Consider the following 22,668-nt stretch of genomic DNA (forward strand, 5'->3'; position numbering starts at 1 on the left):
AGCCGCCTTGCCCTCTGGCGCGACGGGGTCTAGCGCGTGGTTACCAAGTGTCTACATAGGGAGAAACAGGTACTACACCACGCGTGGCGGACGCCAACCCACGCACCAGCCAGGTGCGGGTTTCGGCCGGATCGATGACCGCATCGATCTCCAGCGTCTGTGCCATGTGGATCGCCTCGCCGTTCGCGTACTGCTGGGCCACGAGCTTCTTGAAGAGCGCATCGCGCTCCACGCCTTCGGGCACCGCTGCGAGCTCCTTGCGAAAGCCCAGGCGCACCGCGCCTTCGAGCCCCATCGCACCGAACTCGCCCGTGGGCCAGGCCACGGTGAACACCGGCGCATCGAAGCCACCGGCCGTCATGGCTTGCGCGCCAAGGCCGTAGCCCTTGCGCAGCACGACCGCGAAGAAGGGCACGCGCAGGTGCGAGGCCACCATGAACATGCGGCACACATGGCGCACCTGCGCCTGGGCCTCGATCTCGGGGCCGACCATGAAGCCGGGCGTGTCGCACAACGACACGATGGGCAGCCCGTGCGCATTGCACAGCTGCATGAAGCGCGCGGACTTGTCGGCGGCTTCCACGTCGATGGCACCGCCCAGGTGGTGCGGGTTGTTGGCCATGAGGCCCACCGGCCTGCCCTCGATGCGCGCGAGCGCGGTGACGATGCCCGCGCCGAAGCCCGCGCGCAGTTCGAGCAGCGAGCCGATATCGGCCACGCCGCGCATCGCGGCGCGCACGTCGTACACGCGCAGGCGGTTCTCGGGCACGACGTGGCGCAGCGTACGCGGGTCGGCGCATTGCCAATCGGTGGTCGGACCCTGGAAGTACGAGAGGTATTGCTTCGCTGCAGCGACCGCAGCAGCTTCGTCCTCCACGAGGATGTCGATCACCCCGTTGCGCGACTGCACGCTGCTCGGGCCGATCTGCTCGGGCGCGAAGGTGCCGAGCCCGCCGCCTTCGATCATCGCGGGCCCGCTCATGCCGATGTTGCTGCCGCGCGTGGCGATGATCACGTCGGCGCAGCCCAGCAGCGCCGCATTGCCCGCGAAGCAGCGGCCATGCACGATGCCGACCACGGGCACCTTGCCCGAGAGCGCGGCGAACTGGCTGAAGGTGTGGTTGTTCAGGCCCGCGACGATGGGCATGTCGGTATCGCCCGGCCGGCCGCCGCCGCCTTCGGCGAACAGCACCACGGGCAGTTGCAGTTGATGCGCCACCGCCAGCAGCCGATCGGTCTTGTGGTGGTTGCGCATGCCCTGCGTGCCGGCGAGCACCGTGTAGTCGTAGGCCAGCACGGCGCAGCGCGATTTCTCGGGGCCGAACTGCTTCGCGTTGATGCTGCCGAGGCCCGTGACCATGCCGTCGGCCGGTGTGTTGGCGATCAGGTCTTCGAGCGTGCGGCGGCGCGTTTGCGCGGCGATGGCGAGTGTGCCGTATTCGATGAAGTTGCCGGGGTCGGCGGCTGTGTCGCACAGGTCCGCGATGTTCTCGCGTGCGGTGCGGCCGCCCTGCGCATGGCGCTTGTCGACGGCCGGCTTGCGGTTGGCGTCGAGCGTGGGCGCGTGGCGGTCGATGACCTTCTGCAGGTCGGGGCGGATCGCGTCGAGGTCGTGCTCGGCGCGCGCTTCAGCTTCGACCGCCTGCGCATCGACGGCTTCCAGCCGCACCAGCGACTGCCCTTCGACGAGGTAGTCACCGGGCTCCGCAAGCAGCGCGACCACGCGACCCGCAAAGGGCGCATGCAGCAGGTGCTCCATCTTCATGGCTTCGAGCACGCCGAGCTGTGCACCGGCAGGGAGCACGTCGCCCACGGCCACTTCGAACTGCACCAGCTTCGCGGGCATCGGGGCCTTGACGGTGAGTTCGTCTGCGTCATCGACAACCGAGGTCAGTGCCTGCGCGACGGCAGGAGCCATTGCCTTCGCATGCGTTTCAAGCGACGCCGCAGCCGCCAGCAGATCCCCCAGATGCGCCTCGACGAAGCGCGTATGCACCGCCTGCGTCGCGAACTCGGGCCGCGTGGCAATGGCGCGCAGCAGCGGGAGATTCGTCGCGATGCCATCGATGCGGCATTCGTCCAGCGCGCGCAGCGAGCGGCGCAGCGCATCGGCAAAGTTCGGCGACGGTGAATGCACGATCAGCTTGGCGAGCAGTGCGTCGTAGTGCGGCGAGGGCGCAAGGCCCGCGTAGCCGTGCGTATCGACACGCACACCCGGTCCGCTCGGCAGGTCGAAGCGCGCGAGCGTTCCGCTCGACGGCCGCGCATTGCCCTGTGCATCGAGCGTCTCGGCGTTGATGCGCCACTGCACCGCGAAGCCGCGTTGCGGCGCCGTACAGTCGGCCTCGATGCCCAGCGCGCTCAAGGATTCGCCGGACGCGACGCCCATCTGTAGTTGCACCAGGTCGAGGCCCGTGACAGCTTCGGTCACCGTGTGCTCGACCTGCAGCCGCGGATTCGCCTCGATGAAGACGAAGGGCAGCGTGGCCGATGCCGCATCGACAAGAAACTCGAAAGTGCCGAGCCCGCGATAGCCCACCGTCTTCGCCATGCGCAACGCGGCCTGCGTGACCTGCACGCGCAAGGCCTCGGGCAGCGACGGGCTGGGCGCGATCTCCACCAGCTTCTGGAAGCGTCGCTGCAAGGTGCATTCACGCTCGCCGAGGCTCGCCACGGCTTGCCCGTCGCCGAGCACCTGCACCTCGATGTGCCGCGCATTGCGCATCAGCCGCTCGACATACACGCCCTCGATGCCGAACGCCGCCTTGGCCTCGGACATGCAACGCGCATGCGCCTCTGGCAGTTCCTCGGCATTCACCACCGCGCGCATGCCGCGCCCACCACCACCGCCGATGGCCTTGACCATCACGCCCGCGCCCCGCGCATGCTGCTCGGCAAGAAAGGCCTGGGCTTGTGCGAGCGTCACGGCGCCTGCGCTGCCGGGCATCACGGGCACGTCGCATTGCGTGGCGAGTTCGCGTGCACGCGCCTTGTCGCCAAACAGGCCCAGCTGTTCGGGCGTCGGCCCGATGAAGACCAGCCGCGCATCCGCGCAGGCCTGCGCGAAATCCGCACGCTCGCTCAGGAAGCCGTAGCCGGGATGCACCGCATCGCAGCCTTGCGCCTTCGCGACCGCGATCAGCGCGATCACATCGAGATACGCAGACGGCCCGGTCGCATCGAGCGCCACCGCCACATCGGCCAGCTGCACATGAAGCGCCGACGCATCGTCGCGCGCATGCACCGCCACACTGGCGATACCGAGGTCGCGCAGTGCGCGCACCAGCCGCACGGCGATCTCGCCGCGGTTGGCAATCAAAACTTTGGAGAACACGCGATGTCTTTCAGTTCTTGTCTTTGAGCAACCGGCGCAGCACCTTGCCGGCGCCCGTTGTGGGCAAGGCATCGATGAAGCTCACCGCGCGCGGCGCCTTGTAGCTCGCCATGTTGTCGCGCGACCAGGCAATGAGCGCGTCGGCATCCAGTTCCGCATTCGGCTTGCGCACGATGAACGCTTTCACGACCTCGCCCTTCTCGGCATCGGGCTGTGCGATCACCGCGGCCTGCGCCACGGCGGGATGCTTGATGAGGATGGTCTCGACCTCTTCCGGGAACACGCTGTAGCCCGAGACCTTGATCATTTCCTTGAAGCGGCCGATGAAGGTGAGATACCCGTCGGCATCGAGCTTGCCCATGTCGCCGGTATGCACCCAGCCGTGGCGCAATGTGGCCGCGGTGGCCTCGGGCTTGTTCCAGTAGCCCTTGAAGGAGCCCGGGCTGGTGAGCACGATCTCGCCGACCTCGCCGGTGGGCATGTCGGCGCCCGTGTCGGCGTCGACAATGCGGATCGTCACGCCCGGCACCGCGATGCCCTGCGTGCCCCAGCGCGGCGCATGGTGCGGCGTGTAGGTGTCGCAGGTGTGGGTCTCGCTCAGGCCGTAGGCCGCCTCGAACGATGTGCAGTTGCCGGCATGCGAGCGCCACTGCGCCGCGAGCGATTCGGTGAAGGTGATGCCGAAGCTGGTCACCGGGTTCATCTTGAGGCTCGAGAGGTCGAAGCCCGCGATGTTGGGCACCTGCATGCACGCCACGTTCATCGGCGCGATGCTGTACCACCAGCTCACCTTGTAGGTGGCGATGGCCTGCAGCACCGCGCGCGGATCGAAGCGGTGCAGCAGCACCGAGGTGGCACCGCTCAACACCGGCACGTTCACACCCATCAGCATGCCGGCGATGTGATACAGCGGCGCGATGGAGAGCAGCACGTCGTCCGGGTGCACGCCGTTGCAGTCGACCACAGCGCGCGTCTTGAAGAGCGCGTTGCCGTAGCTCAGCATCGCGCCCTTGGGCAAGCCCGTGGTGCCCGAGGTGTAGGTCATGAGCGCGACGTCGTCCATGTCGATGGCGACCGCCTCAGGCCTCGCACCAGACTTCATCACCGCGAGGAAGTCTTCGCAATCGTCGGGAAGGTTGCGCTCGGTCTTCTGCTCGGCAGCGAGTTCCGCCGGCAGGTCGAGCGCGGCCGGCGCGGGCAAGAGATCCGCGTAGTGCACCACGAACACATGCGCGAGCGCGCTGTCGGGCTGCACCTTGCGCACCACCGGCAAGAGCGGCGCGGCCGCGACGATCACGCGCGCCTTCAGGTCGTTGACCTGGTAGGCGAGCTCGTGCTCCTTGTTGAGCGGGCCGCTCGGGCAGACGATGGCGCCGATCTTCTGGATGCCGAAGTGCGCGACCAGGTACTGCGGGCAGTTGTTGAGAAAGAGCACCACCGGCTCGCCCTTCTTCACACCTAGGGCCTGCAGCCGCGCCGCGAACGCATCGCTCGCGCGGTCGAGTTCGGCCCAGCTCGTCGCATGGCCGTACCAGATGCAGGCGGCGCGGTCGCCACGCTCGCGCGCATGGGTGCGCAGGTATTCGTGCAAAGGCTGTTGCGGGCGGTCGGGCAGTGTCTCCATGGCGTCTCTTTCTCAGGGTTATCGATAGCCGCCTGCACCGGGCAGGCGCTTGCCAATGGGTGCATGGTGCACGAACAATCCTACCCATGGGTATAACTTCCGCGACACGGCACAAACCCTCTGGGTCCGACAAGCAGCCGACGGCCACCACGGCGCAGCCGCACCTGCCGCAGGGCACGGGCCGCCAGCGCGCGGCGACGCAGAGCACCGACACGCAGCGCGAGCGCATCCTGCAAGCGGCCGCGCAGCTCTTCGCCACGCAGGGCTACGCCAACACGACGATGGCGCAGATCGTTCGCGCGCTCGGCGTGACCAAGCCCTTCGTGTACTACTACTTCCGCGACAAGCAGGAGATCTTCGAGACGCTGTCGTGGCGTCCTGCGGTCGACTGCTTCACCGCACTCGACTTCGCAGCCGACGACCCACGTCGCGCGAGCGAGAAGGTGCTGGAAGGCATCGAGCGGCTGATCCGCGCGACCATCGCGCACCACCCGGTCGCCTTCTTTCCGTACCGCGAGCCGCAGGTGTACCGGCCCGAGTACATCGCGGCGCAGAAGAAACTCGCGCATCACTTCTACGACCTCTTGTGCCCGCTGCTCGAAGAGGCGCGGCGCGATGGCGACCTCGACTTCGGCGAGACCAAGATCACCGCGCTCGCGGCCTGCAGCCTGCCGGGCTTCCTGTACAGCTGGTACCGCCCCGGTGGCCGGCTCTCGCCCGACGAGGTGGTGGCCGAACTCACGAAGCTCGCGAGCCGCGTGATCGGGTTGCGCGCCAAAGACTGATTACCAACCTCCAGAGACACACCATGAAGTTCAAGAAGGCGCCCTCGGCGCGGATCGCCCTTGCCTGCCTGCTTTGCATCGCAGGTGCCGCGAATGCCCAGCAGCCGACCTACAAGATCGCCTACATCGATCCGCTCTCGGGTCCGTTCGCCAACGTCGGCGAGCTGATGCTGATGCACACGCAGTACGCCATCGAGGAGATCAATGCCAAGGGCGGCGTGCTCGGCGGCACGAAGTTGCAGCTGCTGCAGTTCGACAGCAAGCTCTCGGCGCAGGAGAGCCAGAGCGCGCTGCAGGCGGCCATCGACCAGGGCGCGAAGGCCATCGTGACAGGCGGCTCAGGCTCATCGGTGGTCACTGCGCTGGTGCAGTCGGTGGCGCGCTGGAACCAGCGCAACCCGGGCAAGGAGCTGATCGTGCTGAACCACTCCTCCATCGACCCCGAGATGACCGGCAAGGGCTGCAGCTTCTGGCACTTCCAGACCGAGGCCAACACCGCGATGAAGATGAAGGCGCTGGCCAACTACATCAAGAAGACGCCCGATGTGAAGAAGGTCTACCTGCTCAACCAGGACTACGCGCACGGCAAGCAGTGGGCCAGCTACGGCCGGCAGATGGTCGGCCTCGCGCGGCCCGACGTGCAGTTCGTGGGCGAGGCGCTGCACCCCATCGGCCGCGTGAAGGACTTCGCACCCTACATCGCCAACATCCGCCAGAGCGGCGCCGACTCGGTCATCACCGGCAACTGGGGGCAGGACATGACGCTGCTGCTCAAGGCCGCGGGCGACGCGGGCTACAACCTGCGCTACTTCAACCACAGCGCGGGCTCGGTGCCGGGCACGGTCACGGCCGTTTCGCAGGCGAAGACAGGGCAGCTCACCTGGGTGGCCGAGTGGCATCCGGGCCAGGCCGACTCACCGAAGGCCGATGCCCTCGCCAAGGCCTACAACGCCAAGACGGGCAAGGACTTCCTCGCGCCGCGCATCGACATGACGCCGCGCCTGCTGGCCGCCGCCATCAACAAGGCCGGCAGCGCCGACACCGTGAAGGTGGCCCGCGCGCTCGAAGACCTGAGCTTCGATTCGGTGGTCGGCCCGGTGCGCATGCGCGCCGAAGACCACCAGCTGCTGCTGCCGCAGGTGGTGAACACCATCGGGCCAGTGGACGGCAAGACGGTCAAGCTGGGCTGGGAAGGTACGAACTATGGTTTTCGCACCGATGCGGTCTACACCGGCAACGAGCTGGCGCAGGGCACGGAGTGCAAGATGGTCCGGCCCTGAGCAATCCTTGGTGAACACATGAGGGACGCGAGCGATTTCTAGGGGAAACCCCGTCCTGCCTGCCCCCTGTGCCATCGGGATACTCCGGGTGATACCTCACGGCTTTCCGAAGCGGGTCCATTCCAAAGGCACAACACCAAATGGCAGGCAAAAACTCGCTCCATCCGATCCCGCATCCCGCGAAGAAACCCTTCGTCGGCAACCTGCTGTCGATCGGCTCCGACTCTCCCGTGCTCGACATGTGGAAGATCGCGCAGGACCTGGGCGGCATCTACTGGCTCGACATGCCGGGCATGCCGGTGATCGTGGTGTCGTCGCCCGCGCTGGTGGACGAACTCTGCGAAGAGCCCCGCTTCGACAAGAGCACGCGCGGCGCGTTGCGGCGGCTGCGCGCCGCATCGCACGGCCTGTTCACCTCCGACACGCACGAGGAGACTTGGTCCAAGCCGCACAACATCCTCTTGGCCAACTTCAGCCAGCGCGCGATGCAGGCCTACCACCCCATGATGCTGGACATCGCGGGGCAGCTGGTCACCAAGTGGGAGCGGCTGAACTTCGACGAAGAGGTGGACGTGGTGCGCGACATGACCGCGCTCACGCTCGACACCATCGGCCTCTGCGGCTTCGGCTACCGCTTCAACTCGTTCTACCGCGAGGGCTTCCACCCCTTCGTCGATGCGATGGTGCGCACGCTCGAGACGGTGCAGAACCGCCGCGGCCTGCCGCTCGAGGAGCTGATGCTGAAGAAGGAGCTCGCGCAGCAGCGCAAGGACATCCGCTACATGCACAAGATGGTGGAAGACATCATCGAGGAACGGCGCGCGAGCGGTGCCGACATCGCGACCAAGCCCGACCTGCTGAGCTACATGATCGCGGGCGTGGACAAGAAGAGCGGCGAGCAGCTCACCGACAAGATGATCCGCGACGAGTGCATCGAATTCCTCATCGCGGGGCACGAGACCACCAGCGGCCTGCTGTCCTTCGCGATCTACTTCCTCCTGAACAACCCCGAGGCGATGGCCAAGGCGCAGGCCGAGGTCGACAGCGTGTTCGGCGGCGACACCTCGCAGAAGCCCACCTACGCGCAGGTCAACCGACTGCAGTACGTGATGCAGGTGCTCAAGGAATCGCTGCGCATGTTCCCGACCGCGCCCGCGATCTCGATGCGCGCGAAGGAAGACACGACCATCGGCGGCCAGTACACGATCAAGAAGAACAACATGATCATCATGCATGCGCTCGCGCTGCATCGTGACAAGGGCATCTGGGGCGAGAACGCCGACCAGTTCGACCCCGACAACTTCAGCCGCGAAGCCGAGCGCGAGCGGCCGGTGAACGCCTTCAAGCCCTTCGGCAACGGGCAGCGCGCCTGCATCGGGCGGCAGTTCGCGCTGCAGGAGGCGGTGCTCACACTGGGCATGATCCTGCAGCGCTTCAACCTGGTCGATCACACGGGCTACAAGCTCAAGATCAAGGAAGCGCTGACGATCAAGCCGGAGAACTTCAAGATCAAGGCGCTGCTGCGCGACCCGGCCTCGCGCCCGCGCAGCAACGGCGAGGCCACTGCCACGCCGGACGCACCCGCCAAGCCCACGGTGCGCAAGCCTCAGGCGGCACGCCACGGCACCTCGCTGCTGGTGCTGCAGGGCTCCAACCTCGGCACGGCCGAAGACCTCGCGCGCCAACTGGCCGAGGCCGGCGAGCTGCGCGGCTTCTCGACCCAGGTGGCCTCGCTCGACGACTATGCCGAACGACTGCCGGCCAATGGCGCCGTCGCCATCGTCTGCGCCTCGTACAACGGCGTGGCGCCCGACAACGCGGCCGAGTTTCACCGCTGGCTCGACAAGGCCGACGATGCGCTCAACGGCGTGCGCTTCAGCGTGTTCGGCTGCGGCAACACCGACTGGGCCGCCACCTACCAGGCCGTGCCGCGCCGCATCGACGAACGGCTCGAAACGCTCGGCGCCACCCGCGTGCATCCGCGCGGCGAAGGCGATGCGCGCGAGGACATGGACGGCGCCTTCCAGGACTGGAGCGATGCGCTCTGGCCCGAGCTGGTGAAGGCCTTCGGCATCAAGGCCGGCGCCGACACGCCGGCCGAGGCCGAGCCGCTCTACACGCTGGAGGAACTGCCGCCGCCGCAGAAGAACGCGCTGGTCGATGCGCTGGGCGCCGTCGCCTTGCGCGTGGTCGAGAACCGCGAACTGCAAAGCCCCGGCAGCGATGCCGGGAGCAGCCGCTCCACGCGCCACGTCGAGCTGATGCTGCCCGAGGGCGTGAACTACGTGCCCGGCGACCACCTGAGCGTGGTGCCGCGCAACAGCCCCGCGCAGGTCGAGCGCACGATGGCGCGCTTCGGCTTCGACCGCTCGGCGCACGTGCGCCTGCAAGCCGTGCCGGGCCGCAAGGCCGCGCTGCCGGTGGACCAGGTGATCGCGGTCGACCGCCTGCTCGGCGACTACGTCGAACTGCAGGACGTGGCCACGCGCAAGCAGATCGCCACGCTCGCGGCCTACACCGAGTGCCCGTTCACCAAGCCGAAGCTCGTGGCGCTCTCGGGCAGCGACGAGGCCTCGCAGGCCGCGTACAAGGCCGAGGTGCTGCACAAGCGCAAGTCGCTGCTCGAACTGCTGGAAGAACACCGCGCCTGCCAGGTGCCGTTCGCTGTGTTCCTGGAAATGCTGTCGCCGCTGTCGCCGCGCTACTACTCGATCTCGTCGTCGCCTTCGATGACGCCGGGCCGCTGCAGCGTGACCGTGGGCGTGGTGAGCGAGCCCGCGCTCTCGGGCAACGGCACCTTCGAGGGTGTGTGCTCCAACTACCTCGCGCGTGCCGAGGCGGGCGACACGGTGCACGGTGTGATCCGCGAGACCACAGCCGAGGGCTTCCGCCTGCCGGAAGACGCCAACCGTCCGCTGATCATGATCGGCCCCGGCACCGGCCTCGCGCCGTTCCGCGGCTTCCTGCAGGAGCGCGCGGCACGGGTCGAGCGCGGGGAGGCGCTGGGCGAGGCGATGCTGTTCTTCGGCTGTCGCCATCCGGAACAGGATTTCATCTATGCCGAGGAGCTGCAGGCCTGGTCGCACCGCGGCCTGATGAAGCTGCATACGGCCTTCTCCCGCTCGGGCGAGCGCAAGGTGTATGTGCAGGACCTGATTCGCGAGCAGGCCGCGGCCGTGTGGAAGCTGCTCGAAGCCGGCGGCGTGATCTACGTGTGCGGCGACGGCTCGCGCATGGAGCCCGACGTGCGGCGCACGCTGACCGACATCGCGCGCGAGCACGGCCACGACAGCAATGCCTGGATGGACAAGATGATTGCCGACCAGCGCTATGTGCTGGACGTGTGGGCGGGGACTTGAACTAGCTTTGCAGCGCCGCGGCGTGATCCGAGAAGGTGCCTCGGATCTGCCAGCCGTCCGGCGTGAGCGCGATCACCTTGTCCGAGAGGCCATGCTCCCTGGCCTGCACCTTGATGTCGGCCGCGGTCGCGCACATGAGGTCGAGCATGGTCCGGGCCGTGAGCTGTTGGCCCGCGAGCTGGCGCTGGGCGCCGCTGTCCATGAAGTAGACCGTGTTCCTGCTCGGCACCACAGCGAGCAGTTCCCCTTCGAACCCCTCCGCCAGCGTTTCCCAGAGACCGGGCAGCAGCAGCGTGCAGGCTTCAAACTCGTCGCCCGCCACCAGGGCCTGGTACATGACAAGGTCTTGCGCGCCGAGGTTCGGGCCCGTTTTCTGGATCAGGTTCTCGACCGCCAGCGCGTGGAGCTTCTGCGCGTCGAGGCCCAGTTCGTCCATGTGCTCCTGCGTGAGCGAGACAGGCTGGGCAGCTTCATCGATGGCATAGGTCACCAGCAGGCCCGCCTCACCGGCGAGAGGGTGGGCAACGGGCGTCTGCGCCTCCCGGTTGCCGCCCTGCGCCTCGATGCGGTCGAGCATCGGCCGGACCGTATCGAGAAAGCTGACGTGCTTGATGCGCGGATAGATCCGGGGTGGGTTCGGCTTCATGGTGTCCGGATTGTTCGGACCGCCCCACGGCGCAACAAGTGCAAGAAGTCATGGGCCGGAATAAAAAAGCCGGCGGCTGCCGGCTTTCAGATTCTGGATATCCCCCAACTTACAGATCGCGGTCGGGGTCGGGATAGACCAGCGGCCCCAGGAGCCCGCGATTGAAGGGCTTCCACTGGCCCTCGGGCTGCGCCAGCCGGTCGGCCACCGCATAGAGCACCGCAGGGTGCGCGCCGAGCCCCAGATGGCTCGCCATCACTTCGATGTTCTCCGACTGCGGGCCGGTCTTCTCGATGCTGCAGCGCCAGGCGACGACGCCATCGGTGCGGCTGAAGATCGAGGTGGTCGGCACGGGCGGCGTGGGCTGCACGAACTTCATGCGGCGCGGGTCGTGCGAGCTCTGGCCGCTCACGCCCTCGTACACGCGCCATGCGTTGGTCGCGCGCGGGCTGCCGGAGAACGGGCTGCCCAACGTGATGACGTTGCGGATCAGGCCCGAATGGGCCGAGGCCAGCAGCCGCGCATAGACGCCGCCAAGGCTCCAGCCGATCACGCTAACCTTCTGGCCGCTCTTGTCGTTCAGGGTCTTGAGCAGCTCGACCATGCCGTCTTCCACGCCTTCGCGCGGACCGAGATTGCGTCCCAGGCCCCAGCCGTGAGCGTCGTAGCCGCGGCTCGTCAGGTAGCGGCGCAGCAGCAGGGTGGAAACATCGCTCGCCACCAGGCCCGGCAGCACGAGCACCGGGTGCCCGTCGCCGCGCGGCGTGAGTTGCAGCAATGGCCACATGGCGATGCCGGCGCCCGTCTCCCAGAGGGCGCGTGCTTCGGCCAGCAGCAGCAGGCGCGAGGGCGGCGCGATGTGATCGTGGGTGGCGGTGGTCATGGAGGCGGCTTCCTTTCGGGTTTTCTCTTTTATAGGACGAGCATGAGGGGCCATGGTTGCACTCTCCCGTCGGACGACTTCGTCATTTATCCGAGGTATTTGCCCCTCAGGTAATCAAGGTAAGCCCTCGATTCGCTGGAAACATACGGAGAAACCAGCGTGAGTGTGTAGAAAGCCGCCAAACCGGGATCGGCCTGCGCCAGGGCGTCGCGCCCGGGCACCAGCCGCTCGAACGACAGCCAGCAGGTGGTGGTGAACACCATCTGCAGCGCGAGGATGCGCGCCTGCTCGGCGCTGGTCTCGATCACGCCCGAGGCGACGAGCCCTTCGCACAGCGTTTGCGCGGCCAGGAGGTTCTGCGCGGTGAGTGCCTGCGCGCGCTGGCCGAGGGCCGGGTATTCGCTGGCCAGGAAGGCCATGTCGCGGTAGATGAAGCGGTATTCGTCGATGGCCTCGAAGCGCAGGTGCAGCGCGAGCCAGAGGTCGTCGATGGCCGTGATCGACGGCGAAGAACTGTTGAGCGTTTCGAGCCGCTGCTCGAAGCGCCGGAACAGCCACTCGACGATCAGCTGCTTGGCCTTGAAGTGGTAGTGCAGGTTGCCCGGGCTCATGCCGAGCTCGGCGGCGATCTTGTGCGTCGACACGGCCGCAAGGCCCTCCGCGTTGAACAGCGCAAGGCTGGTCTGCAGGATGCGATCGCGCGTGGTGTTGGAGCTGGCCACAACCGGGTTGCGTTGTCGTCGCTCAGCGTTTGGTGCTGCGGCGCTGGCTGTCGCTGCCTTGGAGTTGTGCGAGGCGCTCACGCAATTGCGCCACCTCTTCGCGCAGCGCCTGCACTTCTTCCGCGCTCGGCATACCCAGGCGTTGCAGGGCGGTGGCGACGCGCTGGTCGAACACGTCCTCGAACTTGCGGATGCCGAAGCTGTCGAGGCTCGGGAAGCCGCGGGTGAGCGCGGCCTTGGCCGCCGCCGCATCGACCTTGCCCTGCCCGATGCCGAGCAGGCCTTCAATGACGTTGGCCTGGCGCTTGGCGACGTCGTTGCGCACGTTGTCCAGGGCCTTGAGACCCGCACGCAGCAGGCCTTCGGCCTTGCCGGGTGCGGCTACCGCCGTTGTCTTCTTCTCAGCGGGCACCGCCTTGCGGGGAGCCGCGGCTTTCTTCCCAACCAGGGCTTTGGCCGGAGCTTTCTTCGCAGGCGTCGCCTTCTTCTTCAACTTTGCAGTTTCGTCGGTGCGGGTCGCCATCAGCAGTGCTCCAGATAGCAGAAAGAAAAAGAGGCGCAGAGCGCCTCGGGGATCAGGCTGCCTTGCGGGCGGCAGCGCGGCGGATCGGCTTCTTGGCCACGGGGGCCTTGGCCTTCACGGTGCGCACGGGCTTGGCAGCTTCGCCGGCCACGCGGGTTTCGATTTGCTTGGCGCCGGCGGCGATGCGGTCGGCGATCTGCACCGAGACGGTGGCGATCGGCTGGTTGATGGCGTTCAGCGTGTTCAGCACCGAGGTGGCGACCGGCGATTCGACGCGGGCCACGCGGCCGGCGACGGTTTCGATGCCGCTGGTGGTGCCGGCTGCAACGCGGTCCATCACCGAGACAATGCGGCTGGTGTCGATGTCCAGACGGTTGACCAGGAAGCCGTTGACCTTCTCTTGCGCGCCGATCAGGTTGGCCTTGATCTGTTCGCTCACCAGCGGAATCTGGCGGCTGCCCAGGAAGTTGCTGTAGCGGGTAGCGGCGCCGCCCAGGAGGCGATGCACGCCGGTGCGGTAGGCGCCGACCAGGGTCTTGCCCGCGTCGTTGTATTGGCCGACGACGTGGATGGCTGCGGAAGCGAGGGTGGTTTGCGTGGACATGATGAAGATTTCCTTGAAGTTGAATGGGTCGCCGGATGCGATGGGCCAATCTTCTTCCGAAGGGCCTAGGCCTGCAAAACTAGAACGGTCGGAAAACTAGTCCAACTGCCCCAATTTTCTGGCCCGGGGCCCTCCGATCATGCCGCTGCCGCCCTGGACGCACTGGCCCGCTTGGCCGGTGCGGCCTTTCGGGCTACGGGCTTGGCGGTGGTCGTCTTGATGGGTGTCGCCTTGCCCGCCTTCTTCGCCGGGGCCTTCTTGGCCGTGGCCTTGACCGGCGCGGACTTCTTGCCGGCCGCGCTCAACGGCGCCTTCTTGCGCGCTGCCGGCTTCTTCGCGGCGGGCGCAGCCTCCTTGACGTCCGGCGCGTGGGCCGCAACGGGCGCGGGCTTGGGGGCCGTGGCGCCGGCCGCGGACGGGTGCTTCTGCGTGAGGTCCATCAGGAGCTTGTGCTCGGCCAGCATGTAGTCGCCGATCTCGGTGATGTCGGGCACCGCGCGGCGGCAGGCGATGAGACCGTAGTCCATGCGGCCGTTGTAGCTCTGCACCGTCACGTTGAGCGCCGTGCCGTGGCTGGCGATCGACACCGGGTAGTAGCAGGTGACAAGCGCACCCGCGAAGTACATCGGGAACGGCGCGCCCGCCACGTTGGAGATGGCCACGTTGGCCGCCGGCGGCAAGAGGTTCACCAGGCCCGAACGGCCCACCATCGAGGCGATGCCCGACACCAGCCAGGGCGCGGCGAAGGTCGGGAAGTCATCGAGGATCACCGCCTTGAAGCGGTTCATCGTCGACTTGGAGCTGTTCGACGACACATTGATCGCCTTCAGCCGCTGGATCGGGTCGGTGATGTCGGTCGCCAGGCTCACCAGGATCATGCTGGCCTGGTTGTTGGCCGTGTCGTCGCCCGCTTCGCGCAGGCTCACCGGCACGCCGGCCACCAGCGGCTTGGCGGGCAGCTCGTTGTTGTCGGCCAGGTAGTGGCGCAGCGCACCGGCCACGGTGGCCATGACCACGTCGTTGAGCGACACGCCGAAGTGCTTGGCGATGTACTTGGTCTCGGCCAGCGAGATGGTGCGGCCCGCGAAGGTGCGCTGGTTGGTGATCGACACGTTCAGCGAGGTGCGCGGCGCGAAGAGGTTGAACTTCTTCGGCGCGGTGGCCGCGGCCTTCTCGGCCGCTTTCTCGTCGGGCTTGGCGAGGCCGCTGATGGCCCGCGCGATGGCGGGCGCCATCTTGAAGAGCTTGACGTACTGCTGCGCCGTGTTGCGCAGCGCGGCCGTTGCGAGCTCGGCCATGCCCAGTTGGTAACCGTTGCCGCGCGGGCGCGAGCGCGGCGGCTTCACCACGCGGCCGGTGGCCTCCAGGTCGAAGATGGCCTTGCCCACTTCCACGCCGGCCTGCCCGTCGATGCCCGCATGGTGCACCTTGGTGTAGAGCGCCACCTGGCCGCTCTGCAGGCCGTCGATGATGAAGAACTCCCACATCGGGCGGCTGCGGTCGATGAGCGTGGAATGCAGCCGCGCCACGTACTGCTGCAGCTGGCGATTGGTGCCGGGCTTGGGCAGCGTGATGTGGCGCACGTGGTAGTCGATGTCGATGTCCTCGTCGTCGACCCACACCGGGTTGGACATGTCGAAGGGCATGAGCGCGAGCTTGCGCGTGAACACGTCGGCCAGGTGGATGCGGCTGGCCATGAACTGCTTGGCATCCTCGTAGAAGTCGCCCTTGTAGCCCTTGGGCAGGTCCAGCACATTCAGCGAGCCCACGTGCATCGGCATCTCGGGGGTTTCCAGGTGCAGGAAGGTGGCATCAAGTCCGCTCAGGTGTTTCATGTGTTGTGTCTCCTTGGTGGGGCATGCGCCGTCCGGCAGGATACCCCTCGCGTGGCGTTCGTGGGCCCCGCCCGCTTCAGTGTTTCCACCGAGGTTTTCCCGAGTAATGAAAAAGTGGCTGCGGCGGCAACAACCGCTCGCAGCGCCTTTTTCACGAGGGCTTCGTACACTGAGGCCATGACGTCCACCCCCTCCCCGACCCCGCAAGACGACCACCTCTGGCTCGAAGACATCGACGGCGACACCCAACTGGCCTGGGCCCGCAAGGAGAACGCGAAGACCGTGCAGACGTATGCACAGTCGCCCGCCTTCAAGGCGCTCGAAACGGGCATCCTCGAAGTGCTCGACTCGGACGACCGGATTCCGATGGTCCGCAAGATCGGTCCGAACTTCTACAACTTCTGGCGCGACAAGGACCACCCCAAGGGCCTCTGGCGCCGCACCACGCTGGCCGAGTACCGCAAGCCGCAGCCCGCGTGGGAAACCGTGATCGACATCGACGCCCTGGCCGCGGCCGACAAGGAGAACTGGGTCTGGCACGGCGCCGACTGCCTGGAGCCCGACTACAGGCGCTGCCTCGTCTCGCTCTCGCGCGGCGGCGCCGATGCCGACGTGGTGCGCGAGTTCGACCTGCAGAGCAAGACCTTCGTCGAAGGCGGCTTCACGCTGTCCGAGGCGAAGAACCATGTGGGTTGGAAAGACATCGACCACCTCTACGTGGCCACCGATTTCGGTCCCGGCTCGATGACCAGCTCGAGCTACCCGCGCATCGTGAAGGAATGGAAGCGCGGCACGCCGCTCGACGCCGCCATCACGGTGTACGAAGGCGCGCACGAGGACATGTCCGTGAGCGCCTACCGCGACAACACGCCCGGTTTCGAGCGCGATTTCGTCTCGCGCCAGATCGACTTCTACGAAAGCGAAACCTGGCTGCGCGGCACGGGCGGCACGCTCACCAAGATCGATGTGCCCGACGACTCCAACACCGACATCCGCCGCGAGTGGATGCTGATCGAGCCGCGCGAGGACTGGACCGTGGGCGGCGCGACCTACAGGTCGGGCTCGCTGCTGGCCGCGAAGTTCGACGACTACATGGCCGGCAAGCGCGAGCTCACCGTGCTGTTCACGCCCGACGACACGACCGCGCTCGACAGCCATTCGTGGACGCGTCATCACCTCATCCTCAACGTGATGCACGACGTGGTGAACAAGCTCGAAGTGCTCACGCCGCAGGACGGCGGCCCATGGAAGCGCGAGAGCCTCGGCGGCGCGCCCGCGCTTTCCACCATCGCGGCCGGCGGCATCGACGAGGACGAGAACGACGACTACTTCCTCACGGTGAGCGGCTTCCTGCAGCCGACCACGCTCTACATCGGCACCATCGGCCAGGGCGAACCCGAGGTGCTGAAGGACAGCCCCGGTTTCTTCGACGCGTCGCGCTACACCGTGAGCCAGCATTTCGCGGTGTCCAAGGACGGCACGCGCGTGCCCTACTTCGAGATCGCCCCGAAGGACCTGAAGGCCGATGGCAAGAACCCGACGCTGCAGTACGCCTACGGCGGCTTCGAGATTTCATTGCAGCCGAGCTACAGCGGCAGCATCGGCCGCGCCTGGCTGGAGCAAGGCGGCGTCTACGTGATCGCCAACATCCGCGGCGGCGGCGAGTACGGCCCGCGCTGGCACCAGGCCGCACTGCAGGAGAACCGGCTTCGCACCTGCGAGGACTTCGCGGCCGTGTCCGAAGACCTCATCGCCCGCAAGATCACCTCGCCCGCGCACCTGGGCGCTATGGGCGGCAGCAACGGCGGCCTCCTGATGGGCAACATGCTCACGCTGTACCCGCAGCTCTACGGCGCGATCGTGAGCGAGGTGGCATTGCTCGACATGCAGCGCTACACGCACCTGTCGGCCGGCGCTTCGTGGATCGCGGAATACGGCGATCCCGACCAGCCCGAGGAGTGGGCGTTCATCCGCACCTTCTCGCCGTACGAGAACGCGAAGGCCGATGGACGCTATCCGCCCGCGCTCTTCACCACCTCCACGCGCGACGACCGCGTGGGCCCGGTGCATGCGCGCAAGATGCATGCGAAGCTCGCTGCGCAGGGCCACGACACCAGCTTCTACGAGAACATGGAAGGCGGCCACAGCGCGGCGACCGACAACAAGGAATCCGCCTTCATGGATGCCCTCGGTTATGCGTATCTGTGGCAACACATAGGAAAGCCGACATGAGCATCTCCAACGCCACCCTCGAACTGATCGGCGCGCCGACCGACATCGGCGCCAGCGTGCGCGGCGCGGGCATGGGCCCTGACGCGCTGCGCGTGGCGGGCGTGGCCGAGGCGCTCGCCGGGCAAGGCTTCACGGTCATCGACCGCGGCAACCTCGCCGGCCCGGCCACGCCCTGGGCGCCGCCGGCCAACGGCCTGCGCCACCTCACGGAGGTGATCGCCTGGAACCGCTCGGTCTACAACGCCGTCGATGCAGCGCTCGGCCTGAACCACGTGCCGCTGATGATGGGCGGTGACCACTGCCTGGCCATCGGCTCGATCAGCGCCGTGGCCTGGCATGCGCGCAAGCGCGGCAAGAAGCTGCGCGTGCTGTGGCTCGATGCGCACTCCGACGTCAACACCGAAACCACGAGCCCCAGCGGCAACCTGCACGGCATGCCGGTCTCGTGCCTGCTGGGCCATGGGCCTGCGGAACTGACCGGCTGGAGCGGCGAACCCGCCGCGCTGGCGCACGAGGCGATCCGCTTCATCGGCATCCGCAGCGTCGATGGCGACGAGAAGGAAGCCATCCGCACGCTGGGCCTGAACGTGTTCGACATGCGCCACATCGACGAGCACGGCATGCGCACCACCATGACCGAGGCGCTGCAGGACGTGGACGAGGACACCCACCTGCATGTGAGCTTCGACCTCGACTGCCTCGACCCCAACATCGCGCCCGGCGTGGGCACCGGCGTGCGCGGCGGACCGACCTACCGCGAGATGCAGCTGTGCATGGAGATGATCTCCGACACCGGGCGGCTGTGTTCGCTCGACGTGGTGGAACTCAATCCCGCGCTCGACGTGCGCAACCAGACCGCGGAAATCGCGGTGGAGCTGATCGAGAGCCTGTTCGGCAAGTCGACGCTGGTGCGGTAGGCCGCGCGCTCAGCCGCGATTCGGCGACGGGGCGACCGGGAAGCTGGTGGCGGGTGGCGTAGCAGGCGCTTCCGCCGGCATGTCGGGCGGTGCATCGGCGCCGCCGCCTTCGAGGAAACGGTCGAGCAGCGTGAAGAAGCGGTCGTAGAAACGTTCGTCGGTCAGGGTCTCGCTGGCCACCTTGACCATCGCGTCGTCGCTGCCCGAGAACGGCAGCGAGAGCGAGCCGATCGCGCCCACGCCCACGCTGGCCGAGTTGTTGACCTTCTTGATGCCGTAGCGGTCCTGCAGCGCGGTTGCGAAGGCCACGGTGCTCTGCTTGCCGGACTTGCCGCCCTCGCGCGCGCAGACCACGCGGAATTCGACCTCGACGTGCACCTCAGCGGCCGGCTGGAAGCTCTTGCGCCCGGTCACCAGGTCGGCGTTGGCCGCGGTGACCATGTAGCCCTGGCTCAGGAGCGCACGACGTGCCGCCTCGCAGGTCTGGGCCTCGGTAGCAGGGTAGTTACGCGTGTGGGTGGTGGTGGAATCGAAATCCTCTGGCTCGTACGACACGCGCCGCGAGGCGCTGCCGCACCCGGCGAGCACCAGGGCGGACAAAAGCCCCAGGACCAGGACCGGCGTGCGAAGGGAAGAGGAAGAAAAGGAATTGAAGTGGGACGGCATGGCGCGGCGAATGCTAACCGGCGCCTCCGCCGGCAAGGCTTCGAGCGTGGCGACGCGCCGGCGTTCCCTGGCGGCGGATTATTTTCAGGACCACATCAGCACGTGATGCGCCCGCGCCTTCGTGGCGGCAATCAGCCGCGCATTGGGCGCATCGGTGCCGGCCACCCAGTCGCGCGCAGCTTCGGCGCTGCGGCCGAACTGCTGGTGGCGCTGCACCAGGCGCTGCTCGCGCACCGCGTCGTCGATGTCGACGTACCAGCACTCGTCGAGCATCCCCGCCGCACCGGCCCAGGGACCGACGTCGTGCAGCAGGTAGTTGCCCTCGGTGATGACGAGCTGCGTCGATGGCAGCACCGCGATGGCGCCGGCAATCGGCTCCTCGATCTCGCGGCGAAATTCGGGGGCGTAGACGATGTCGCCGTCGGGGCGCTGGTTGCGCAGCCGCTGCAGCAGGGCGACGTAGCCGGCGCTGTCGAAGGTGTCGGGGGCGCCCTTGCGGTCGGCACGGCCGAGCCGTTGCAGCTCGACGTTGGCCAGGTGGAAGCCGTCCATGGGGACGACTTGGGCGCGGTCGGCACCCACTGCCTGGCGCATTGCCAGCGCCAGCGTGGATTTGCCGGCACCCGGCGCACCGACCAGCCCCAGCAGTTTGCGCTGCCCGCTGGCCATGAGGGCCTGCAGACGGGCAAGGCCGTCTGCAGGAACGGGAGGAAGTTTCTGCACGGGGATGGAACTCATCCCTCGAGCGTAGCGTCCCCGCGCGTCAAAAAAACATCAGGGGTACAGGCCGCGCTCCTGGCGCGCCATCAGGATCCGCTCGCAAGCCACCGCGTAAGTGGCGGTGCGCAGCGTGATCTTGTGCTTGTCGGCCGTGTCCCAGATCTGGTTGAGCGCGTTCATCATGATGCGGTCCAGGCGCACGTTGATCTCGTCCTCGTCCCAGAAGAAGGACGAGAAGTCCTGCACCCATTCGAAGTAGCTCACCGTCACGCCGCCGGCGTTGCAGATCACGTCGGGCACCACCAGCACGCCGCGCTCGGCGAGGATGTCGTCGGCCGTGGGCACCGTGGGGCCGTTGGCGCCTTCGAGCACCAGCTTGGCGGTGGTTTTCTGCGCGCGCTCGGCGGTGATCTGGCCTTCGAGGGCGGCCGGGATCAGGATGTCGCAGGCCGTGTCCCAGAAGGCTTCGTTGGGCACCACGTCGCCGCCCTTGAAGGCGATGACGCCGTCCTTGTTGGCGATGGGGATGAGCGTCGCGAGGTCCAGCCCGTTGGTGTTGACGATGGTGCCGGTGTGGTCCTGCACCGCGACGATCTTGGCGCCCGCTTCGGCAAAGAGTTCGGCCGCGACCGAGCCCACGTTGCCGAAGCCCTGCACCGCGATGCGCGCGCCGCGCAGGTCCATGCCCAGGCGCCGCGCCGCTTCACGGCCGGTGACGAACACGCCGCGGCCGGTGGCCTTCACGCGGCCGAGCGACCCGCCCAGGTGCAGCGGCTTGCCGGTGACGACGCCGGTGGCGGTGCCGCCGACGTTCATCGAGTACGTGTCCATCATCCACGCCATGATCTGGCCGTTGGTGTTGACGTCGGGCGCGGGAATGTCGGTGTGCGGGCCGATGATGATGCCGATCTCGCTGGTGTAGCGGCGGGTGATCTTTTCCAGCTCCTGCAGCGAGAGCTTCTTCGGATCGACGCGGATGCCGCCCTTGGCGCCGCCGTAGGGCAGGTTGACGGCTGCGGTCTTGATGGTCATCCAGGCCGACAGGGCCATCACTTCTTCGAGCGTGACGTCGGGGTGGAAGCGCACGCCGCCCTTGCCCGGGCCGCGGCTCATGTTGTGCTGCACGCGGTAGCCCTCGAAGTGGGCGATGGTGCCGTCGTCCATTTCGATCGGCACGTCCACGATCAGCGCGCGCTTGGGGCGCTTGAGGGTTTCGACCCAGCGGGCCAGCGGGCCGAGGTACGGCACGACACGGTCGACCTGGGAGAGGTACGTTCCCCACGGGCTGTTGGCGGTGGGGGAGACGAAGGAGAGTTTTTCACTCATGAGAGATCCCTTGGATTGGAACTGAGGTGGCCGCAACGATAGACCTCTCGCGCCCGTCGCGCCATGGCTTATGCGCGCCGCGCTGACGGTTATGCAAGAGACGTTATGCGGCGTTGTTCGGGCGCCCGCCGCGTGGATTGCGCCGATGTAATCGCCGCGTGCGGCCATTGACGGCCTGGATTCCTAGATTGGTTCGCCGGCGCCATGTGGCGCCGGCGAACGACAACCCAAGGAGATCCTCACCATGCTGCACCGCACGCTTTTCCTCGCCCCGCTGTCTGCCGCCGCCCTGGCCGTCGCCGCGCTGGCACCCCTGGCCGCGTCGGCCGCCGGCGAATACCACTTCGCGCCCACCGAGGCCGGAGTGGAACGCTATCCAGACCATCTGCGCCAGGATCCGTCGCGCGACAAGGTCGTCGCCGAACTCGAAACCGCGCAGAAGCAGCCCGCGTGGAACAGCGTGAGCCGCGGTGCGCCCTGGCCTGCATCGCGCGCGGGCCAGCCCGCCACACGCGAGGCCGTGGAGGCGGAGGCCATCAAGGCCATGCGCGAGGGGACGATCCCTTCGGGCGAGCGATAGGCACAAGCGGCGGCTCCGCGTGCACGCGCACCGAGGCCGCCGCAGATAACCAAACTGTCATCGACTGGTTATCGATCGCGCAGATCCACTTCATAGAGTTGGCTTCACCAACCAACCACCTCAAGGAGCCAGCGAATGAAGTCCTCTTCCACCACCCGTCCCACCCGCATCCTGGGCACCGCCGCCGTCGCCGCCCTGCTGGCCATCGCCTCGGCACCGAGCTTTGCCGGCAACTACGCCGAAGGCGATCCGCGGCCTGTGCCGCTCGCCTCGTCCACGACGCGCGCTGCCGTGACGGCCGATGCGCAGCAGTGGCTCAAGAGCGCGCCCACGCAGGGCTACACCGCCAGCTACGCGCCGCCGACCGCCGTCGGTCCCGCGAACAGCCGCGCCGCCGTGGCGGCCGACGCACGCCTCTGGGTCCAGTCCGGGATGGCAGCGCTGCAGAACAGCGATGCCGGTACCGATACGACGCGGCCCGCATACCGCCAGGCGATGGCCGAATACAACAAGCTGCGTGCGAGCCCCGCCTATGGCGCGCTAGTCGATCAGCTCACGCGCCAGCAGGCGGCTGCACAGCCGAACACCACTACCCGCTGAACCGGTAAGGACCTGTGGGTACCGCAGGGAGG

General features: G+C 67.3%; 18 protein-coding genes. 7 read left to right on the forward strand and 11 right to left on the reverse strand.

The annotated features are described in order from the left end of the window. Positions 1–40: 40 nt before the first annotated feature. Entirely contained in the window at positions 41–3,334 is a 3,294-nt protein-coding gene (locus tag ACSFA7_RS08060; RefSeq protein WP_435498926.1) for a carboxyl transferase domain-containing protein, read from the reverse strand. 10 nt (positions 3,335–3,344) lie between these two features. Continuing rightward, positions 3,345–4,958, reverse strand: a complete 1,614-nt coding sequence (locus ACSFA7_RS08065; RefSeq protein ID WP_435498927.1) for an AMP-binding protein — start codon at positions 4,956–4,958, stop codon at positions 3,345–3,347. Positions 4,959–5,044: 86 nt separating this feature from the next. On the opposite strand from ACSFA7_RS08065, the gene ACSFA7_RS08070 reads away from it, so the two are divergent. The 3 genes from ACSFA7_RS08070 to ACSFA7_RS08080 all read left to right on the forward strand — a co-directional run bounded on the left by ACSFA7_RS08070 (position 5,045) and on the right by ACSFA7_RS08080 (position 10,382). Continuing rightward, positions 5,045–5,743 (forward strand): TetR/AcrR family transcriptional regulator, encoded by a 699-nt coding sequence (locus ACSFA7_RS08070; protein WP_435498928.1) that lies wholly within the window; start codon positions 5,045–5,047, stop codon positions 5,741–5,743. A 23-nt stretch (positions 5,744–5,766) separates the two neighbouring features. Continuing rightward, positions 5,767–7,023, forward strand: a complete 1,257-nt coding sequence (locus ACSFA7_RS08075) for a branched-chain amino acid ABC transporter substrate-binding protein (protein WP_435498929.1) — start codon at positions 5,767–5,769, stop codon at positions 7,021–7,023. A gap of 140 nt (positions 7,024–7,163) precedes the next feature. After that, entirely contained in the window at positions 7,164–10,382 is a 3,219-nt protein-coding gene (locus ACSFA7_RS08080) for a bifunctional cytochrome P450/NADPH--P450 reductase (protein ID WP_435498930.1), read from the forward strand. Between the two features lies 1 nt (position 10,383). Here ACSFA7_RS08080 and ACSFA7_RS08085 read toward each other — a convergent pair whose 3' ends face one another. From ACSFA7_RS08085 to ACSFA7_RS08110, 6 genes are all read right to left on the reverse strand, one after another. Continuing rightward, on the reverse strand, positions 10,384–11,028 hold the full coding sequence (locus ACSFA7_RS08085; RefSeq protein ID WP_435498931.1) for a DUF1444 domain-containing protein: 645 nt from the start codon (positions 11,026–11,028) through the stop codon (positions 10,384–10,386). Between the two features lie 109 nt (positions 11,029–11,137). Next, a complete protein-coding gene (locus ACSFA7_RS08090; RefSeq protein ID WP_435498932.1) occupies positions 11,138–11,911 on the reverse strand; it encodes an esterase/lipase family protein in 774 nt (257 codons plus the stop codon). A gap of 86 nt (positions 11,912–11,997) precedes the next feature. After that, positions 11,998–12,633 (reverse strand): TetR/AcrR family transcriptional regulator, encoded by a 636-nt coding sequence (locus ACSFA7_RS08095; protein WP_435498933.1) that lies wholly within the window; start codon positions 12,631–12,633, stop codon positions 11,998–12,000. Positions 12,634–12,655: 22 nt separating this feature from the next. Next, complete coding sequence (locus ACSFA7_RS08100) at positions 12,656–13,156, reverse strand: phasin family protein (RefSeq protein WP_435498934.1); 501 nt, start codon at positions 13,154–13,156, stop codon at positions 12,656–12,658. A gap of 52 nt (positions 13,157–13,208) precedes the next feature. Next, entirely contained in the window at positions 13,209–13,760 is a 552-nt protein-coding gene (locus ACSFA7_RS08105) for a hypothetical protein (protein ID WP_435498935.1), read from the reverse strand. A 137-nt stretch (positions 13,761–13,897) separates the two neighbouring features. After that, the gene (locus ACSFA7_RS08110; RefSeq protein ID WP_435498936.1) at positions 13,898–15,595 is read right to left on the reverse strand and encodes a WS/DGAT/MGAT family O-acyltransferase; all 1,698 of its coding nucleotides are present in this window, start codon (positions 15,593–15,595) and stop codon (positions 13,898–13,900) included. 177 nt (positions 15,596–15,772) lie between these two features. Between ACSFA7_RS08110 and ACSFA7_RS08115 the strand changes: the two genes are divergently transcribed. Together ACSFA7_RS08115 and rocF are read left to right on the forward strand one after the other, a co-directional pair. Next, positions 15,773–17,827: a prolyl oligopeptidase family serine peptidase gene (locus ACSFA7_RS08115; protein WP_435498937.1), complete on the forward strand. Its 2,055-nt coding sequence runs from the start codon at positions 15,773–15,775 to the stop codon at positions 17,825–17,827. Then, positions 17,824–18,744: an arginase gene (rocF, locus tag ACSFA7_RS08120; RefSeq protein WP_435498938.1), complete on the forward strand. Its 921-nt coding sequence runs from the start codon at positions 17,824–17,826 to the stop codon at positions 18,742–18,744. Before ACSFA7_RS08115 ends, rocF begins: the two co-directional genes overlap by 4 nt. 9 nt (positions 18,745–18,753) lie before the next feature. Here rocF and ACSFA7_RS08125 read toward each other — a convergent pair whose 3' ends face one another. The 3 genes from ACSFA7_RS08125 to ACSFA7_RS08135 form a co-directional block, all read right to left on the reverse strand. After that, entirely contained in the window at positions 18,754–19,410 is a 657-nt protein-coding gene (locus ACSFA7_RS08125; RefSeq protein WP_435498939.1) for a DUF2242 domain-containing protein, read from the reverse strand. Between the two features lie 84 nt (positions 19,411–19,494). Next, a complete protein-coding gene (locus ACSFA7_RS08130) occupies positions 19,495–20,148 on the reverse strand; it encodes a nucleoside/nucleotide kinase family protein (RefSeq protein WP_435498940.1) in 654 nt (217 codons plus the stop codon). A gap of 36 nt (positions 20,149–20,184) precedes the next feature. Then, a complete protein-coding gene (locus ACSFA7_RS08135) occupies positions 20,185–21,456 on the reverse strand; it encodes a Glu/Leu/Phe/Val family dehydrogenase (RefSeq protein ID WP_176661906.1) in 1,272 nt (423 codons plus the stop codon). A gap of 244 nt (positions 21,457–21,700) precedes the next feature. On the opposite strand from ACSFA7_RS08135, the gene ACSFA7_RS08140 reads away from it, so the two are divergent. Continuing rightward, positions 21,701–22,036, forward strand: a complete 336-nt coding sequence (locus ACSFA7_RS08140; protein ID WP_435498941.1) for a DUF4148 domain-containing protein — start codon at positions 21,701–21,703, stop codon at positions 22,034–22,036. 135 nt (positions 22,037–22,171) lie between these two features. Further along, positions 22,172–22,636: a hypothetical protein gene (locus ACSFA7_RS08145; RefSeq protein WP_435498942.1), complete on the forward strand. Its 465-nt coding sequence runs from the start codon at positions 22,172–22,174 to the stop codon at positions 22,634–22,636. Positions 22,637–22,668: the final 32 nt, after the last annotated feature.

The sequence above is a fragment of the Variovorax trehalosi genome, from assembly GCF_051216415.1.
In the GTDB taxonomy this organism is placed as follows: domain Bacteria; phylum Pseudomonadota; class Gammaproteobacteria; order Burkholderiales; family Burkholderiaceae_C; genus Variovorax.

What these genes read in the sequence shown, in the direction of transcription:
- rocF (WP_435498938.1), top strand. Translation starts at nt 17,824, where the DNA reads ATGAGCATCTCCAACGCCACCCTCGAACTGATCGGCGCGCCGACCGAC.
- ACSFA7_RS08065 (WP_435498927.1), bottom strand. Translation starts at nt 4,958, where the DNA reads ATGGAGACACTGCCCGACCGCCCGCAACAGCCTTTGCACGAATACCTG.
- ACSFA7_RS08125 (WP_435498939.1), bottom strand. Translation starts at nt 19,410, where the DNA reads ATGCCGTCCCACTTCAATTCCTTTTCTTCCTCTTCCCTTCGCACGCCG.
- ACSFA7_RS08085 (WP_435498931.1), bottom strand. Translation starts at nt 11,028, where the DNA reads ATGAAGCCGAACCCACCCCGGATCTATCCGCGCATCAAGCACGTCAGC.
- ACSFA7_RS08145 (WP_435498942.1), top strand. Translation starts at nt 22,172, where the DNA reads ATGAAGTCCTCTTCCACCACCCGTCCCACCCGCATCCTGGGCACCGCC.
- ACSFA7_RS08100 (WP_435498934.1), bottom strand. Translation starts at nt 13,156, where the DNA reads ATGGCGACCCGCACCGACGAAACTGCAAAGTTGAAGAAGAAGGCGACG.
- ACSFA7_RS08130 (WP_435498940.1), bottom strand. Translation starts at nt 20,148, where the DNA reads ATGAGTTCCATCCCCGTGCAGAAACTTCCTCCCGTTCCTGCAGACGGC.
- ACSFA7_RS08075 (WP_435498929.1), top strand. Translation starts at nt 5,767, where the DNA reads ATGAAGTTCAAGAAGGCGCCCTCGGCGCGGATCGCCCTTGCCTGCCTG.
- ACSFA7_RS08070 (WP_435498928.1), top strand. Translation starts at nt 5,045, where the DNA reads ATGGGTATAACTTCCGCGACACGGCACAAACCCTCTGGGTCCGACAAG.
- ACSFA7_RS08110 (WP_435498936.1), bottom strand. Translation starts at nt 15,595, where the DNA reads ATGAAACACCTGAGCGGACTTGATGCCACCTTCCTGCACCTGGAAACC.
- ACSFA7_RS08105 (WP_435498935.1), bottom strand. Translation starts at nt 13,760, where the DNA reads ATGTCCACGCAAACCACCCTCGCTTCCGCAGCCATCCACGTCGTCGGC.
- ACSFA7_RS08135 (WP_176661906.1), bottom strand. Translation starts at nt 21,456, where the DNA reads ATGAGTGAAAAACTCTCCTTCGTCTCCCCCACCGCCAACAGCCCGTGG.
- ACSFA7_RS08080 (WP_435498930.1), top strand. Translation starts at nt 7,164, where the DNA reads ATGGCAGGCAAAAACTCGCTCCATCCGATCCCGCATCCCGCGAAGAAA.
- ACSFA7_RS08090 (WP_435498932.1), bottom strand. Translation starts at nt 11,911, where the DNA reads ATGACCACCGCCACCCACGATCACATCGCGCCGCCCTCGCGCCTGCTG.
- ACSFA7_RS08140 (WP_435498941.1), top strand. Translation starts at nt 21,701, where the DNA reads ATGCTGCACCGCACGCTTTTCCTCGCCCCGCTGTCTGCCGCCGCCCTG.
- ACSFA7_RS08115 (WP_435498937.1), top strand. Translation starts at nt 15,773, where the DNA reads ATGACGTCCACCCCCTCCCCGACCCCGCAAGACGACCACCTCTGGCTC.